The following is a 16,650-nucleotide window of genomic DNA, read 5'->3' on the forward strand; positions in this document are numbered from 1 at the left end:
CCCGAGCAGAGCCCGCGCAGCTGCGCGGGCCAGGCGTTTTCACACGTTCTTTGATCGGGCGCGACGTGCACCCAGCGCTATCCAGGCGGGTGCATGATCGCTGGCCTTGACCTCGTTGCGCACCCAGGCATCCACCCCCGCCTGCTTCAGGTAGGGGGCCAGTTCGGCGTTCAGCAACAGGTGGTCGATGCGTAACCCGGCATTGCGCGGCCAGTGGTTTCGGAAATAGTCCCAAAAGGTGTAGACACGCTCGTCCGGGTACAGATGGCGTATGGCATCGACCCAGCCCTGGTCCAGCAGTTGCTGGTAACACGCGCGCGACTCAGGCTGGAGCAAGGCGTCCTTCAGCCAGGAGCGGGGGTTGTAGATATCCATGTCGGTGGGCACGACATTGAAATCACCGGCCAGCAGCGTGGGGTGGCCGCTTTGATACAGGCTATGCGCATGCTTGATCAGGCATTCGAACCAGCGCAGCTTGTAATCGAACTTGGGCCCTGGCTGCGGGTTGCCGTTCGGCAAGTAGAGGCACGCTACCAGCACCCCGTGTACCGCCGCTTCCAGGTAGCGGCTCTGGCTGTCATCCTCCATGCCTGGCACGCCGCGCCGAACCTCCAGCGGATCGCTGCCCCGCGCCAGGATAGCCACCCCGTTCCAGGAGGGTTGCCCTTGGTAAAGGCAGCCATAACCTGCCGCCTCCAACTGCGCGCGAGGGAACTGCTGGTCGGTCGCCTTCAGCTCCTGCAGGCAGGCGATATCGGGCTGCTCGCGCTCCAGCCAGGCCAGCAGCGCAGGCAAGCGGCTGCGGATGCCATTGATATTGAAGGTGGCAATTTTCAGCGCTTTCATGCGTCAGGGTCGCTGACATGGGCCTGCACGGCATCTTCCAGGGCGCGGATATGCGCCTCATCGGCCAGCGCCTTGAGCGCCAGCCAGTCATCCCAGTCGATGGCGCCATCGTCGCGCAGGGCTTCTGCGGTACGAACCAGTTCATGGTGGTAGGCATCCGGTGACTCGCGCCGGTAACTGATGTCATCGTACTGGGCGTACCAGGCTTTCAGTTCGGGAATGCTGCGCTCGATGCTCATGAAGGTGGCCTCGCTGTACCCTTTGCTTGTGAGAGCCCTGGCGTGGCGGGACGTTCAATTGCTGTAGCACGCGGCAGGGTTGGCTGCTGTGGGAGCGGGCGTGCCCGCGAAGCAGGCTGCGCGCTGGATGGCACGGGCTTCGCCCGTGTTCGCGGGGCAAGCCCGCTCCCACAGTGATCGCGCCAGCTTTTAGAAGTTGAGCAAGACAGTTGCTCCCACCGTGATCGCGCAAGCTTTCAGGCGCTGTGCAAAACAGCTGCTACCACAGGGTGAAGCAGCGCTCGCAGGGGCTGTGGGGGCCGTGGCCCCCCGACAACGGCATCAACGCAGGTAGTCCTGCACCCACTTTACCCAACAATCGGCGCCGATTTTCACCAACGCATCATTGAAATCGTAGTGCGGGTTATGCACCGAGCACCCATGGAACTCGCCTGTACCATTCCCCAGCATGAAGTAACAGCCAGGTCGCGCCTGCAACATGTAGGCAAAGTCTTCGGTGCCCATGACCTTCTTCGGCATCTTGTCCAGTAACGAGCCGTCGGCGAACAATGGCCTCAGGCTTTCACGCAGCAACGCACTTTCGTGATCACTGTTGCACAACGCGGGCGCCAGTTGAGTGAATTGCACATCGATCTCCACGCCAAAGCTTTCGGCATGCCCCCTGGCCAGGGCGTCAATGCGGCTGTTGATCTTTTGCTGGGTCTCGGCCGTGTCGGTGCGCACGCTCAGCAGCATGCTGGCCTCGTCAGGAATGATGTTGTAGACGGTACCGGCCTGGATCATGCCGATGCTGATGACGGCATAGTCCTCGACGCTCAGGTTGCGCGACTTGATGGTCTGGATGCCACTGATCAGGCTGTTCAACGCCATTACCGGGTCCACCGACAGTTCCGGCATCGCCCCGTGGCCACCTTTGCCCGTGATACGAATGCTGACGCGCTCGGAGGACGCCATGGTTGGGCCGGTTTGCACCACGCAGGTGCCCACCGGCATGCCGGGCATGTTGTGCAGCGCGTACACCGAGTCACACGGGAAGCGCTCGAACAGGCCGTCGTCGATCATCGCCCTGGCCCCGGCCAGGCCCTCTTCGTCCGGCTGAAAGATCACGTTCAACGTGCCGTTGAAATTGCGTGTTGCCGCCAACTGTGCTGCAGCTGCCAACAGGATCGCGGTGTGCCCGTCATGCCCACAGGCATGCATGCGGCCGGGGATTTTGCTGGCATGTGCAAAGGGATTCTTCTCACTCATGGGCAGTGCGTCCATGTCAGCTCGCAGGCCAATGCTGCGGGGGCTTTCCCCTACCTGCAACACCCCGACAACCCCATGCCCGCCCACGTTGCGATGCACCTCATAACCCCAGGCCTGCAACTTGTCGGCTACCAGCGCCGCCGTGTCAGGCGTGTCGCCACCAAGCTCCGGCGCGGCGTGAATCTGCCGGCGGATCACGACGAACTCATCCAGCTCTGCTGCCGGGGCCTGAGGTTGATCATTCTGGAAGACAGTCATGTTCAAAGTGCCCATGTCATTCGCATCCTGTGTTTTCGGGGAAGTATTTGAGGCAGGCCAGGCTGAGAACGCCGCCAGCCAGCAGGAAGTAGGCCGGCGCCAACGGGGTGCCGAGCGCCGCAATCAGCCAGGTCGCCACCAGCGGCGAAAACCCGCCGAAGATGGTCACCCCCAGGCTGTAGCTGACCGAGGTACCGAAGGAGCGCTGCGCTTTGGGGAAGCCCTCCATCATCAGCGCAAAGAACGCACCGGCACCGATGCAGGTAGGCAAGATCAGCACCGCTACGCACATCATGGCCAGGCCCATGTGTTGCACCTGCCCCAGCAGGTAGAACACCGGCAGGGTCAGCACCACTGGCGTGGCTACCGTCCACCCCAGCAGGCGTTTGCGCAGCTGGTACCTGTCAGCGAACTTGCCCGCCAGCGGGCAGATGATCGCCATGCAGCCGCTGCTGATACAGGCAATGGCCATTGCGCTGCCTGGCGGGTAGTGCAAGGCCGTGGTCAGGTAGGTGGGCATGTAGAACACGAACAGGTACATGCCGATAGTCGAGCTGGCCATCAGGCCGATGCCTTGGGCGATACGTTTGAGCACCTCGGCGTCCAGCGCCGGCTCGGCCTTGTGCGCTGCGGCGGCCTCGTGGGTTTCCGGCAAGCGCGTGCGTATGTACCAACCGACCGGGCCGATCAGCAGGCCAAAGATGAACGGTATGCGCCAGCCCCAGCTTTCCAGGGCAGCGGGGTCGAGCAACTGGCTGAGCGCAAAGCCGAAGCCGGCGCCCAACAGGGCGGCGTAGCCCTGGCTGGCGGCCTGCCAGCTGACGTTCTGGCAACGCTTGCCAACCGCGCTGGACTCCATCAGGAACACTGACGCAGTACCCACCTCCCCGCCTGCCGACATACCCTGGATGAGCCGGCCGACCACCAGCAGCACCGTGGCAAAAATGCCGATCTGCGAGTAGGTGGGCGCAAACGCGATCAGCGCTGTGCCCAAGGTCATCAGCCCGATGGTAAGGCTAAGCGCCGCCTTGCGCCCGCGCCGGTCGGCATAGCGACCGATGACCATCGCCCCCACCGGGCGCATCAGGAAACCGACGCCGAAGGTGGCCAGCGACATCAACAACGATGCCATTGCCGACTCGGAGGGGAAGAAATGCCTGCCGATCAGCACAGCGAAGAAGCTGTAGATCGTGAAGTCGTACATTTCCAGTGCATTGCCCAGCGAGCAGGCAATCAAGGTTTTACGTGAGGAAGATGCCTGCGCGGCTGAATGCGCGCCCGTCTGCATAAGGGGCGGTGCGGGTAGCGGTCTGGTCATTGTTATCTCCGATGGCAATTCGCGGCGTGCAGCGAATATCGGCCAATCGGGCACCCAACACACTTGCAGTTTCGGCATGTGGCTAACCGATGGTTAATTGACCGACCCGGTCATTGACCAATTTGCCCTGAACTGGCGCGCAGATTGCCCTGCCTCTGCGCGCTGCCCCATGAGTGCTCACTCAACCGGGCAGCAAGCGCGGCCTCGCGCGTGTTCGAAGCCTGTCTAGCGCAGACGTTCTCGCCAACCGTAACGCCCCGCAGGGCCTTGATTAACCAAACGGCATGACATGGCCGAATAAGCAATCACGCTGCAACGTGCTGTTCACCGACGCTACAGCCACCACATCACTGTGCTGGCCTGGAGTCGTGAATGAACACTCGCACTACGTCGTTGTTGTTGATGATCCAAGGGGCATGCCTTGCCGTGCAGGCACAGGCCGAGGGCTTTCCGACGCTCGGCCGGATTGCACCGGGTTTTGGCTATTACGGGGTGGATTACGGTTTCGATGACAAGCTCAAGGTCTACGGCACCGTGGATGCATTCGCCAGCTATCACGACTCGCAGCACCACTCGGGCTTTCGCCTGGCCGGCGGCGGCGCCTGGACCAACAAGGTCGGGCTGTATGCCCGCAAGGGGCTTACCCCTGACACCGTACTGGAACTGGACGTCGAGGAAGGCTTCAACGTCAATGGCAAAGCCCTGGAGGGCACCTGGGACACCATTGGCACCCTGCGCCTGGCAACGCTAGCCCTGCGCTCGCGCACCCTGGGCAAGCTTGAGTTCGGCAAGACCTACAGCATGGGCACGCCCACCTACGCCGACCCGTTTCTGGCCACATATGGCTCGCCCTACACCTACCTGGCCCTGCCTGCCGCCGGCAAGGGCGCCTATTACCTGGACCTGCGCCCCAAGCACACCCTGGCCTACACCAGCCCGAACCTGAACGGTTTCAGCATCGGCACCGCGCTAAGCTTCGGCTTCGACGATGCCGCCAGCCAGGGGCGCACCGTGCGTGGTGGTGGCGCCCGGCTGCAGTATCGTAACAGCCGGGTGATGCTGCTGGCCTCCTACAACCTGTACTACAGCGACCCCTGGGACGACGCTGGCACCTCGCGTCAGACCGCCAACTACTACAAGAGCCTGTCGGCGTTTTACGATTTCGGCCCACTGGCCACCAGCCTGACCTGGCAACGCCAGGACGTAGACCAGGCCGGCACGCCCAGTACCACGCTGTACACCTTCGGGATGATGGCGCCGGTCGGCGAGCGGGACGTGCTGCGCCTGGCCGTGATGCAGCGCCAGGTTACCGCCCGCGACAAGGACGCAGCAGGCGTGATGATTGGCTATGACCATTTCATCAACCCACGCTGGGCCATCTATGGCCGGCTGGGCCTGATTGCCAACCAGCGTGCGTCGTCGGTCACCTACGCTGGCACCCCGGTGGATCAGGTTGGCGACAACCCCAGCAATGTCTCGCTAGGCATGTACTACCACTTCTGAGGCCACGGGACGGGTTTGCCTGAGCACCTGCCCGCGCAAGCTGTGAAACAGCTCCTGGGCAGGCGCTGTAAGGCTGTGGCGGTCGATACAGACCAGGTTGATGGGGTAGTCCGGAATCAACTCCTGCACGGCCATGACCACGTACTCGCCATCCACACTAAAGGTAAACCCTTGGTCCACCGCCAGCTCGCTGATGGTCATCAACGATTCGGTATTCTTCAGCAGCTTGAGCGCCATCATCACCGAGGTGCATTCAACGGTGTTCTGCGGCACCTGGAGGCCGTTGACCTCGAACAGCTGGTGAAACTGCGAAGCCTGGTCCGACAGCTCATCCAGGCTGATCCAGTGGCCGTACTGCAAGGTGCGCAAAGACTTGGAAAACTTTTGTGCATTGGACGCGTGGCAAATCACCCTGCCCTTGATGCTGCCGAGCGCCTCCCAGTCCAGGCTCAGCCGGCTCAGGGGTTGCTGCGAGGTAATGGCAAAGTCCAGGCTGCCGTCGCGCAGGCGTTGCAGGATCTGGCTGGGACGCAAGTCGGTGATGGTGATCTTCACCCGCGGGTACTTGCGCCGGAAGGCCAGGATGCTTTCATCGACACCATCGAGCATCGCCGTCAGCGAGGTCACCCCGATCGACACCGCGCCCAGCGCGGCATCCTGAATGCTCGCCGCTTCGATCTGCAGGCGACGGATGCTCTCCACCACGAGGTTGGCGTGGCGGATGACGCGCTTGCCTTCCTCGGTAAGGGCCATGCCTTTGTGCGACCGCTGCAACAGGCTGAAGCCGACTTCCCGTTCCAGCTCCTTGATCGAACGGCTCAGCGCAGGCTGGGTAATGTGCATGAGCTTGGAAGCCTCAAGGATGCTGCCTGCGTTGTGGATGGCGACCAACGCCTTGAGTTGGTGAAGTTTCAACCGGGTATACCTTGTTGTTATCGGGTCGGATTGAACATATTCTTCGGCGCCCCTGACAGTCCTTGACTGAAAGGCCTGGTGCTTACAACTGACGCAACGCCGCCAGCACGCTCGCTGCATCACTGACCTCGAACTGGCCAGGCGCTTCGACAGCAACGTGCTTGACCACCAGGTTGTCGACAACCATGGCATAACGCAGGGAACGGCGCCCCAATCCACGCGCGGACAGGTCCTGGATCAAGCCCAGTGCGTCGCTGAATTCGCCGTTGCCATCGCCAATCATCCTTACCTTTTCGCCCACCTGCAGGCTGTTGCCCCAGGCATTCATGACAAACGCATCGTTCACGGACACGCAGAGGATTTCGTCAACGCCCGCGGCGAACAACGCTTGTGCCTCAGCCACATAACCTGGGACGTGGCGTTCGGAACAGGTAGGCGTGAACGCGCCGGGCAAACCGAAAACAACCACTTTTTTATGCTTGCAGCGCTCGTGAACGGAAAAGGCATTCGGCCCGATCGCGCAGGCGCCTTCGTCATTGTTGTACGCGTACAGCGTAACGTCGGGCAATAGATCGCCAGTGCTGATCATCGTGGTCTCCTGGGTGCGTTGATGGCCGGGCACGCTATGATGCCGCAGTCCACCAAGCCAGGTACACCATGCCCGCGGCTACATGCGTTCAACGCGCCAATATTGCCTGGGTATGATCGATGGAAGGAACAGGCACCAGCACGCGCCGAGCCGCCAGCCATTCCCGCATGCGCGCCGTATCGAAAATCTGCCCCTCTTCCATCATCACCAGGATGAGCGCTTGTGACATTCGGTAACATCCACACTGGGAGCAATGCCGCTCTTCCCATCCATGGGTGCATTCAACGGATTGCGCCTGCCCTGCGCAAATCAGACAACTCATGTAAGCCCCCTGTTGTTTTTGTCCATGGAGGGTGAACGCAAGGTTACGAAAATCGCATGCCAAGCGCTGTACATGAGATTTTCATGCCAACTTTGAATTCCCTCCCTTTTTTTTACCGCGATCAGCGCACAACGCTCAACCGGCAACGACCCGTTCCGCTCACTGCACCTGCTGGTCAGCATGGTAGGACGAACGCACCAGTGGCCCGGACGCCACGTTTCTGAACCCCATTGCCAAGCCCCGCTCGGCAAACCAGGCAAAGGTGTCCGGGTGCACAAAGCGCTGCACCGGCAGGTGGCTGCGTGACGGCTGCAAGTACTGCCCCAACGTCAGCATGTCGACCTGATGCTCACGCATGCGCTGCATCACTTCGATCACTTCTTCATCAGTTTCGCCCAGGCCGAGCATCAGCCCGGACTTGGTCGGCACCCTCGGTACCTGTTGCTTGAAGCGCTCCAGCAGGTCCAGCGACCACTCGAAATCCGAGCCCGGCCGGGCCGCCTTGTACAGGCGCGGCACGGTTTCGAGGTTGTGGTTGAACACGTCTGGCGGTTCCTGCCCGGTGATGGCCAGGGCCACCTCCATGCGCCCGCGGTAATCGGGCACCAGGGTTTCCAGCTGAATGCCCGGCGACAGCCTGCGGATCTCGCGCAGGCAATCGGCAAAATGCCCGGCGCCGCCATCGCGCAGGTCGTCACGGTCCACCGAAGTGATCACCACGTACTTCAGGCCCAGGTCGGCGATGGCGATGGCCAGGTTCTTCGGCTCGTCGACGTCCAGCGGCCTGGGCCGACCATGGCCGACGTCGCAGAACGGGCACCGCCGGGTGCAGATGTCGCCCATGATCATGAATGTCGCCGTGCCGCCAGAGAAGCACTCGCCCAGGTTCGGGCAGGCGGCTTCCTCGCACACGCTGTGCAGCTTGTGCTTGCGCAGCAGGGCCTTGACCCGCGCTACCTCAGGCGTGGTAGGGATGGCCACGCGGATCCAGTCGGGCTTGCGTGGCACATCCTCGGTGGGGAGGATTTTCACCGGGATACGCGCCACCTTTTCGGCGCCGCGCAGTTTTACCCCGGCCTGCAACGGCTGCGGGCGCGGTGGTGTGTGTTGCAGTTGTTCGGTTGGCATGGCTGGCTCCTGGCTCTGGGCTGATATTGACCGACAGCATCACAGGGGCTGCTTTGCAGCCCCATTTGCTAGGCCGGATATACCGGGAACAGCTTGCACAATTCAGAGACCTGGCCCGCCACATGGGCCTCGACGTCAGCATCACCGAGGTGGTCGAGGATGTCGCAGATCCAGCTCGCCAGGGCACGGCACTCCGCTTCCTTAAAGCCACGGGTCGTCACCGCCGGGGTGCCGATGCGCAGGCCCGAGGTCACGAACGGCGACTGCGGGTCGTTGGGCACGGCGTTCTTGTTCACCGTGATGTGCGCACGCCCCAGCGCAGCATCGGCGTCCTTGCCGGTAATGCCCTGGCGGATCAGGCTGACCAGGAACAGGTGGTTGTCGGTGCCGCCCGAAACCACGTCGAAGCCCCGCTGCATGAACACCTGTGCCATGGCCTGGGCGTTGCTGATGACCTGGCGCTGGTAGTCCCTGAAGCCAGGCTCCAAAGCTTCCTTGAAGCACACCGCCTTGGCCGCGATCACGTGCATCAGCGGCCCGCCCTGCCCGCCCGGGAACACCGCCGAATTGAGCTTTTTCTCAAGCTCCGGGTCCGCCTTGGCCAGAATCAGGCCACCACGTGGCCCGCGCAGGGTCTTGTGGGTGGTGGTGGTGACCACGTCGGCATACGGCAGCGGGTTGGGGTACAACCCCGCCGCTACCAGCCCGGCGACGTGGGCCATGTCGACGAACAGGTAGGCCCCGACCTTGTCGGCGATCTGCCGAAAACGCGGGAAGTCGAGGGTTTTCGAATAGGCCGAGAAGCCCGCCACAATCATCTTCGGCTGGTGCTCGACGGCCAGGCGCTCGACGTCGTCGTAGTCGATCATGCCGTTGGCATCGATGCCATATTGCACAGCGTTGTACAGCTTGCCCGAGGACGACACCTTGGCACCGTGGGTCAGGTGGCCGCCATGCGCCAGGCTCATGCCCAACAGGGTGTCGCCGGCTTGCAGCAAGGCCAGGTAGACCGCAGCGTTGGCCTGGGAGCCAGAATGCGGCTGGACGTTGGCATAACCTGCACCGAACAGTTGTTTTGCGCGGTCGATGGCCAACTGCTCGACCACGTCGACATGCTCGCAGCCACCGTAATAACGCTTGCCGGGGTAGCCTTCGGCGTACTTGTTGGTCAGTTCGGTCCCTTGGGCCTGCATCACCTGCGGGCTGGTGTAGTTTTCCGAAGCGATCAGCTCGATGTGGTCTTCCTGGCGTTGCACTTCGCGGCGGATGGCCCCGGACAGCGCAGGGTCGAAATCGGACAGGGTCAGGCTTTTATGGAACATGGGTGTGATTCCTTGATTGTCTGGTCGGCAAATATGGCCCGGAGCGGCTCCGGGTCAGCAGGGTCAGGCGTCTTGATAGCTCGACAGCGGCGGGCAGGCGCAGGCCAGGTTGCGGTCGCCGTAAACGTTGTCCACGCGCCCCACCGGCGGCCAATACTTGCTCTCGCGCAGGTCGGCAAGCGGGTACACCGCCAGTTCGCGGCTATAGCTGTGGGCCCATTCACCGACCAGTTCGCTGGCAGTGTGCGGGGCGTTCTTCAACGGGTTGTCGAGCGCGTCCAGGGTGCCGTTTTCCACCGCGCGAATTTCTTCTCGGATGCAGATCATCGCGGCGCAGAAGCGGTCGAGTTCCTCCTTGGACTCGCTCTCGGTCGGCTCGACCATCAGCGTGCCGGCCACCGGGAAGGACATGGTCGGGGCATGGAAGCCAAAGTCGATCAGCCGTTTGGCCACATCCTCGACGCCAATGCCGCTGCTGTCCTTGAGCGGGCGCAGGTCAAGAATGCACTCGTGGGCCACCAGGCCGTTCTCGCCGGTGTACAGCACCGGGTAGTGCTCTTCCAGGCGCCGGGCAATGTAGTTGGCACTGAGGATCGCCAGCTGCGAGGCACGCTTGAGCCCTGCCCCGCCCATCATGCGGATGTACATCCAGGTGATCGGCAAGATACTGGCACTGCCATACGGCGCCGCGCTGACCGCACCCTGCTGCTTGGGCAGGTGGCCGTGCCCCGGCAGAAACGGCGCCAGGTGCGCCTTGACGCCGATCGGACCGACGCCGGGGCCGCCGCCACCGTGGGGAATGCAGAAGGTCTTGTGCAGGTTCAGGTGCGACACATCGCCACCGAACTTGCCGGGCGCACACAGCCCGACCATGGCGTTCATGTTCGCGCCGTCCAGGTACACCTGGCCGCCACACGCATGAATGATGTCGCAGATTCGCGTGATGCCGTCTTCGAACACACCATGGGTCGAGGGGTAGGTAATCATCAGGGCCGCCAGCTTGGCCTTGTGTTGCTCGGCCTTGTGCTGCAGGTCGGTCACATCGACATTGCCGCGCTCATCGCAGTTGACCACCACCACCTGCATGCCGGCCATCTGCGCCGTGGCCGGGTTGGTGCCATGGGCCGACGACGGGATCAGGCACACATCACGCCCGGCCTCGCCACGGCTGGCGTGGTAGGCGCGTATGGCCAGCAGACCGGCGTACTCGCCCTGGGACCCGGCATTGGGCTGCAACGACATGGCGTCATACCCGGTGGCCGCACACAGCATGGCCTCCAGCTCATCGGTCAGTTGACGGTAGCCCAGCGATTGGCTGGCCGGGGCGAACGGTTGCAGGGCGCCGAACTCGGGCCAGGTAATCGGGATAATCTCGCTGGCAGCGTTGAGCTTCATGGTGCATGAGCCCAGGGCGATCATGCTGCGGTCCAGGGCCAAGTCCTTGTCGCCCAGGCGACGCAGGTAGCGCATCAGCCCGGTTTCAGAGTGATGACGGTTGAACACCGGGTGCTGCAGGTAATGCGTGTCACGCAGCAGCACCGACGGCAGGCAATCGGCACCGTCGGCAGCCAAAGCGGCGAACTCCGGAAGCGCCTGCCCGGCGCCCGCGAACACCTGCCACAGGGCCTCGACGCTCTGCTGCTCGCAGGTTTCATCCAGCGCGACGCCAACCCGAACGTCGTCGATCAGGCGCAGGTTCAGCCGGGCAGCGTTGGCCGCCGCCAGCACATCGGCCAACGGCCTGGCGGTTACCACGCTGACGGTGTCGAAGAAGTGCGCCTGTTCGACATGATGCCCAAGCTGGCGCAACCCCTGCACCAGGATCGCCGTCAGGCGATGCACCCGCCGGGCGATCTGTGCCAGGCCTCGGGGGCCGTGGTAAACCGCATACATGCTGGCGATGTTGGCCAGCAGCACTTGTGCGGTGCAGATGTTGCTGGTGGCTTTCTCGCGGCGGATATGTTGCTCGCGCGTCTGCATGGCCAGGCGCAGTGCCGGTTTGCCGAAGCGGTCGATGGACACGCCGACCAGGCGGCCGGGCATGTCGCGCTTGAACGCATCGCGGGTGGCAAAGTACGCCGCATGCGGGCCGCCGAAACCCAGTGGCACACCAAAGCGCTGGGCACTGCCGATGACCACGTCTGCGCCCCACTCCCCCGGGGGCGCAAGCAACGTCAGGGCCAGCAGGTCTGCGGATACCGAAACCAGCGCGCCCGCTGCATGGGCGCGTTGCACCAGGGCGCGGTGATCGACAATTGCACCGGTACTGGCCGGGTACTGCAACAGCAGGCCGAAATAGCCGTCCAGGGGTTGGCCCTCCAGCGCCGCCTCATCACCGATGACCACCTCGATACCCAGTGGCCGCGCACGGGTAAGCAACACATCGAGGGTTTGCGGGTGGCAATGGCGGGAGGCGAAGAACGCCGGGGCTTTGTTCTTCGCCAGGCGCTTGCAGAAGGTCATGGCCTCGGCGGCAGCGGTGGCTTCATCGAGCAACGAGGCGTTGGCGATTTCCATACCGGTCAGGTCGCTGATCAGGGTCTGGAAGTTCAGCAGTGCTTCCAGGCGGCCTTGGGAAATTTCCGGCTGGTACGGGGTATACGCGGTGTACCAGGCCGGGTTCTCCAGCAGGTTGCGCAGAATCGGAGCCGGGGTATGGCAAGGGTAATAGCCCTGGCCGATGTGGTTGCGATACAGCTGGTTGTTCGCGGCAATCGCCTTGAGTGCGGCCAGCGCCTCTGCCTCGCCCTGCCCCGGGGTCAGCGTGAGCACACTGCTGCCTTTTATGCTGGCGGGGATGACGCTGTCGACCAGCGCGTCGAGCGAATCATGGCCGGTCAGCGCCAGCATGGCCGCGATATCGCCTTCGCGCGGGCCAATGTGACGGGCAACAAATTCATCAAGCGTGCCCAGCGGGATACACGGGTTGTTCATGGCGGCCACCCCGGTTCAGGCGTTGTCGGCCAGGAAGCGGTCGTAGCCGTCCTGGTCCATCAGGCTATCGAGGTCAGCAGGGTTGCTGGCCTGGATACGGAAGAACCAGCCGTCCTGCATGGGCGAGGCGTTGATCAGCTCAGGGTCGTCGGCCAGTGCCTGGTTAACCGCCACCACCGTGCCTTTCACCGGCATGGTGATGTTGCTGGCGGCCTTTACCGACTCGAGCACCGCGACTTCATTGCCTTCCCCGTACTCGCCAGGCTCCGGCAGTTGCACGAACACCACGTCACCCAGCGCCTGCTGGGCATAGCTGGTGATGCCAACGGTCAGCTCGCCGGTCGCTTCCAGACGCAGCCATTCGTGTTCGGGCGTAAAACGCAGAGTGCTCATGGACGTTCCTCTCTTGTTATCGGGTGGGTCCCTGTGCGGGACTGCCAGACACAAGAGCAAGGGCGATGCCAACTCAGTATTTTCTATATTTATCAGTAGCTTGGAGCATGCGATCGAATGTTTCGAAGTACCTGCAGCGGAGCGTATTCGCTCCACCGCCAGCGCCCGGCAATCATCGATTGTGGGGCCCGCCACTGGATGCGGGCTCCACAGCAAAACGGAGCGCAATCACTCCAGTGGAGCGCATTCGAACCGGGTCAGCTACGAGACCCGGCTGGCGATGCCGTACTTGCGCAGGCGCTGACCGATGGCCGTGTGGGAAGTCTGCAGCCGCACGGCCAGTTGCCGGGTTGAGGGGTAGCTCTGGTACAAGTTCTCCAGCAAGGCCTTTTCAAAGGCCTGCACGGCGGCCTCCAGGCTGACGATTTCCGCCCCCTCGGCCTGCTGACTGCTCAATGCGGTGCCGGCCAGTTCCAGGTCGTCGCAGTCGATCACCTCGCCTTCGCTGATGGCTGCTGCGCGGAAAATCACGTTCTGCAACTGGCGCACATTGCCTGACCAGCGATTGCCCAACAGCAGCGGATGGGTGGCCAACGCCAGGCGGCAGGGTGAGCGCTGTATCTGCGCACAGGCCTGGCGCAGGAAATGTTCGGCCAGCAGCAGAATGTCCTTGCCGCGCTCGCGCAGGGGCGGCACCTTCAGGTTGAGCACGTTCAGCCGGTAGTACAGGTCTTCGCGAAAACTGCCCTCCATCACCATGTTTTCCAGGTTACGGTGGGTGGCACAGACCACCCGCACATTCACCCGCACCTCGTTGCCACCCCCCACCCGGCGAAAACTGCCGTCGTTGAGAAAGCGCAGCAGCTTGGCCTGCAGGTAGGGCGACATCTCGCCCACTTCATCGAGAAACACCGTACCGCCATCGGCCAGCTCCAACAGGCCCGGCTTGCCACCGCGCTGGGCGCCGGTGAAGGCGCCGGCGGCGTAGCCGAACAGCTCGCTTTCGGCCAGGCTTTCAGGCAGCGCTGCGCAGTTCAGCGCCAGGAATGACGTATCGCGCCGGGCACTGAGCGCATGGCAGGCACGGGCCACCAGCTCCTTGCCCGTACCGGTCTCGCCCTGGATCAGCAACGGCGCCTCCAGGCTCGCCACTTTGTGCAAGCGCGCCTTGAGGGCCTGCAGCGCGGCCGATTCCCCCAGCAACGCCCCAAGCCCTTCACCGTTGTCATGCAGCAGCGAGGCCAGGCGCTCGCCGATGCGGCTGGGTGGGTACAGGGTCAGCAAGCCCCCCACCAGGCCTTCGCCGCCGCCGCTGATGGGCGTGGCCTCCAGCAGCAGGGACTGGTCCTGAAAGCTCACCTCGCACATGGGCAGGCGAAAACCCTTGTCGATCAGGTTCTGCGCCAGGTTCGGCTCGGCAAACAGCTTGCTCAACGGCTCACCCGCCGGCTCGTGGCCCACCAGGCTGACCAGCGTCGGGTTGGCCAGCAGCACATGGCCAGTGGGGTCCACTGCCAGCACCGGGTCGCTCATGGCGGCCAGCAAGGCCTCCAGCTGCAAGCGCCGGCGGTGGCCGGGCAGGAAGTCGACCAGCGACACCTCCTGCACACCGTCCACCCCCAACAAGGCGGCATACAGTTCATCCAGCACGACCGGGGACAGCGTCGGGGCATCGATGTAGACATTCGGCGGAATCATTTCCACCGCGTCCAGGTTGAGGTTGCGCGCCCCGAGCAGCGACAGGATTTCCTGGGTGATGCCGACACGGTCGACAAAATTGACGTGGATTCTCATCTAAGCTCCTCAGCCAAAATCCCTGTTTGGCAACAAGACAACAAGGGGACAGCGCAGCGCGCCGTCCCCTTGGGCAACACATGAATGGGCCGGTCAATCAGCGTCAAACGACAACTGCGCCGTCGCCTGTTTTTTCTGGCGGATGGACCGGTACGCCAGGCCCAGCACGGCAAACCACACCGGCACCAGGTACAACGCCATGCGAGTGTCGGCCTCCAATGCCAGCAATGCCAGGATGAAGGCGAAGAACGCCAGGCATACCCGGCACATCACGGTGCCGCCCGGCATCTTGTACTTCGACGCCTGGTGCAACGGGTCGCGCTGCTTGCGGTACGCCAGGTACGACAGCAGGATGATCGACCAGACAAACATGAACAGCAGTGCCGATACCGTGGTAATCAGGGTGAAGGCATCGAGCATGTTCGGCACCAGGTAGATCACCAGCGCCCCGCCGGTCAGGCACATACACGAGAAGATCAGGCCATTGGAGGGCACGGCACGGCGGGACAGTGCGCCGAACTTGCCAGGCGCATCACCGTCCATCGCCAGGCCGTAAAGCATGCGGCTGGTCGAGAACACGCCGCTGTTGGCCGACGACATGGCCGAGGTCAGTACCACGAAGTTGATGATGCCTGCGGCTGCCGGCAGGCCGGCCAGCACGAACAACTCGACGAAGGGGCTCTTGTTGGCCACCACTTCACGCCACGGGGTAACGGCCATGATGGCGATCAGCGCCAGCACATAGAACACGATGATGCGCACCGGAATCGAGTTGATCGCCCGCGGCAGGTTGCGCTCCGGGTTCTTGGTTTCGGCCGCAGTCGTACCCACCAGCTCGATGCCGACGAAGGCAAACACCGCTATCTGAAAGCCCGCGAAAAAGCCCATGGCGCCGTGGGGGAACATCCCGCCGTCGTTCCACAGGTTGGCCAGCGCTGCGGCATGCCCGGCCGGCGACTGATAGGCCGCCGCCACCATGTAGAAGCCGGTGCAGACCAGCGCGCAAATGGCCACGATCTTGATCATGGCGAACCAGAACTCCATTTCCCCGAACATCTTGACGGTCATCAGGTTCAACGTCAGCAACAGCCCCACGCAGGTCAGCGCCGGTATCCACAATGGCATGTCGGGGAACCAGAATTGTGTATAGGCAGAAATGGCAATCACATCGGCAATGCCGGTGACAATCCAGCAGAACCAGTAGGTCCATCCGGTAAAGAACCCCGCCCACGGCCCTAGCAGGTCAGCAGCAAAGTCGATGAACGATTTGTATTGCAAGTTGGACAGCAACAGCTCGCCCATTGCGCGCATGACGAAGAACAGCATGAAGCCGATGATCATGTAGACAAAGATGATGGAAGGCCCAGCCAGGCTGATGGTCTTGCCAGAACCCATGAACAGGCCGGTGCCGATGGCACCGCCGATGGCGATCAGCTGGATATGGCGGTTGGACAGGTTGCGTTTGAGTGCGTGTGCGTCACCTTCAGGCGGGCAGTGACCGTGCGGCAAGTTAGTCATTGTTATGTACCTTGCTGGTTTAATTGTTTTTATAACGTCACAAGTTCAACCCTCGGGACCGGATGAACAACGTTCAGTGCCGAGCGAGTGCAAGGTGGGGGAGCAAGGTCTGTGCCAAGCGCAAATACTGCGAGTTAGAGGGGTTCTGGCGAAAAGGGCTGGACCGGCTGTAAAGAAGTCACTCCATCTATTTGTGTCAATCAGGCCCTTGAACAGCCCAAGGCATCGCCAGCGCTGTCCTTGCACGACCTGTATCGAAATCATTCCAATGGAGCGCATTCAGTCCAATCTCATGGCCTGGACTGGCCTCTGTGGGAGCGGCC

The 16,650-nt window shown here is 62.6% G+C and carries 14 protein-coding genes; 1 reads left to right on the forward strand and 13 read right to left on the reverse strand.

Annotation, left to right across the window (positions count from 1 at the left end; all coding sequences use genetic code 11):
* Window positions 1–39: 39 nt before the first annotated feature.
* The 4 genes from xth to ACK1VC_RS07760 form a co-directional block, all read right to left on the reverse strand.
* A complete protein-coding gene (gene xth, locus ACK1VC_RS07745) occupies window positions 40–846 on the reverse strand; it encodes an exodeoxyribonuclease III (RefSeq protein WP_023047034.1) in 807 nt (268 codons plus the stop codon).
* Window positions 843–1,085: a hypothetical protein gene (locus ACK1VC_RS07750; protein ID WP_060516735.1), complete on the reverse strand. Its 243-nt coding sequence runs from the start codon at window positions 1,083–1,085 to the stop codon at window positions 843–845. Before ACK1VC_RS07750 ends, xth begins: the two co-directional genes overlap by 4 nt.
* A gap of 321 nt (window positions 1,086–1,406) precedes the next feature.
* Window positions 1,407–2,606 carry a M20 aminoacylase family protein gene (locus ACK1VC_RS07755; protein ID WP_371262267.1) on the reverse strand — a complete coding sequence of 400 codons (1,200 nt, stop codon included), beginning with the start codon at window positions 2,604–2,606 and terminating at the stop codon, window positions 1,407–1,409.
* A 1-nt stretch (window position 2,607) separates the two neighbouring features.
* Window positions 2,608–3,909, reverse strand: coding sequence for an MFS transporter (locus ACK1VC_RS07760; protein ID WP_024717796.1), 1,302 nt, complete (start codon window positions 3,907–3,909; stop codon window positions 2,608–2,610).
* Window positions 3,910–4,281: 372 nt separating this feature from the next.
* Between ACK1VC_RS07760 and ACK1VC_RS07765 the strand changes: the two genes are divergently transcribed.
* Window positions 4,282–5,412: a porin gene (locus tag ACK1VC_RS07765; protein ID WP_145914332.1), complete on the forward strand. Its 1,131-nt coding sequence runs from the start codon at window positions 4,282–4,284 to the stop codon at window positions 5,410–5,412.
* Here ACK1VC_RS07765 and ACK1VC_RS07770 read toward each other — a convergent pair.
* The 9 genes from ACK1VC_RS07770 to cycA form a co-directional block, all read right to left on the reverse strand.
* Window positions 5,389–6,327, reverse strand: coding sequence for a LysR family transcriptional regulator (locus ACK1VC_RS07770; protein ID WP_016486221.1), 939 nt, complete (start codon window positions 6,325–6,327; stop codon window positions 5,389–5,391). The genes ACK1VC_RS07765 and ACK1VC_RS07770 overlap by 24 nt on opposite strands.
* Before the next feature lie 82 nt (window positions 6,328–6,409).
* The gene (locus ACK1VC_RS07775; RefSeq protein ID WP_191087532.1) at window positions 6,410–6,916 is read right to left on the reverse strand and encodes a peroxiredoxin; all 507 of its coding nucleotides are present in this window, start codon (window positions 6,914–6,916) and stop codon (window positions 6,410–6,412) included.
* Between the two features lie 88 nt (window positions 6,917–7,004).
* Window positions 7,005–7,145 (reverse strand): hypothetical protein, encoded by a 141-nt coding sequence (locus ACK1VC_RS07780; RefSeq protein ID WP_016486219.1) that lies wholly within the window; start codon window positions 7,143–7,145, stop codon window positions 7,005–7,007.
* 252 nt (window positions 7,146–7,397) lie between these two features.
* On the reverse strand, window positions 7,398–8,366 hold the full coding sequence (gene lipA / locus ACK1VC_RS07785) for a lipoyl synthase (protein WP_191087531.1): 969 nt from the start codon (window positions 8,364–8,366) through the stop codon (window positions 7,398–7,400).
* Window positions 8,367–8,434: 68 nt separating this feature from the next.
* Window positions 8,435–9,688 (reverse strand): serine hydroxymethyltransferase, encoded by a 1,254-nt coding sequence (gene glyA / locus ACK1VC_RS07790; RefSeq protein ID WP_016486217.1) that lies wholly within the window; start codon window positions 9,686–9,688, stop codon window positions 8,435–8,437.
* A 63-nt stretch (window positions 9,689–9,751) separates the two neighbouring features.
* Complete coding sequence (gene gcvP / locus ACK1VC_RS07795; protein WP_449117933.1) at window positions 9,752–12,622, reverse strand: aminomethyl-transferring glycine dehydrogenase; 2,871 nt, start codon at window positions 12,620–12,622, stop codon at window positions 9,752–9,754.
* Between the two features lie 15 nt (window positions 12,623–12,637).
* Entirely contained in the window at window positions 12,638–13,015 is a 378-nt protein-coding gene (gene gcvH, locus ACK1VC_RS07800) for a glycine cleavage system protein GcvH (RefSeq protein WP_023047041.1), read from the reverse strand.
* A gap of 261 nt (window positions 13,016–13,276) precedes the next feature.
* Window positions 13,277–14,809 (reverse strand): sigma-54-dependent transcriptional regulator, encoded by a 1,533-nt coding sequence (locus ACK1VC_RS07805; protein WP_145914334.1) that lies wholly within the window; start codon window positions 14,807–14,809, stop codon window positions 13,277–13,279.
* Between the two features lie 93 nt (window positions 14,810–14,902).
* Window positions 14,903–16,327, reverse strand: a complete 1,425-nt coding sequence (cycA, locus tag ACK1VC_RS07810; RefSeq protein ID WP_145914336.1) for a D-serine/D-alanine/glycine transporter — start codon at window positions 16,325–16,327, stop codon at window positions 14,903–14,905.
* Window positions 16,328–16,650 lie beyond the last annotated feature (323 nt).

The sequence above is a fragment of the Pseudomonas sp. XP2 genome, from assembly GCF_053557975.1.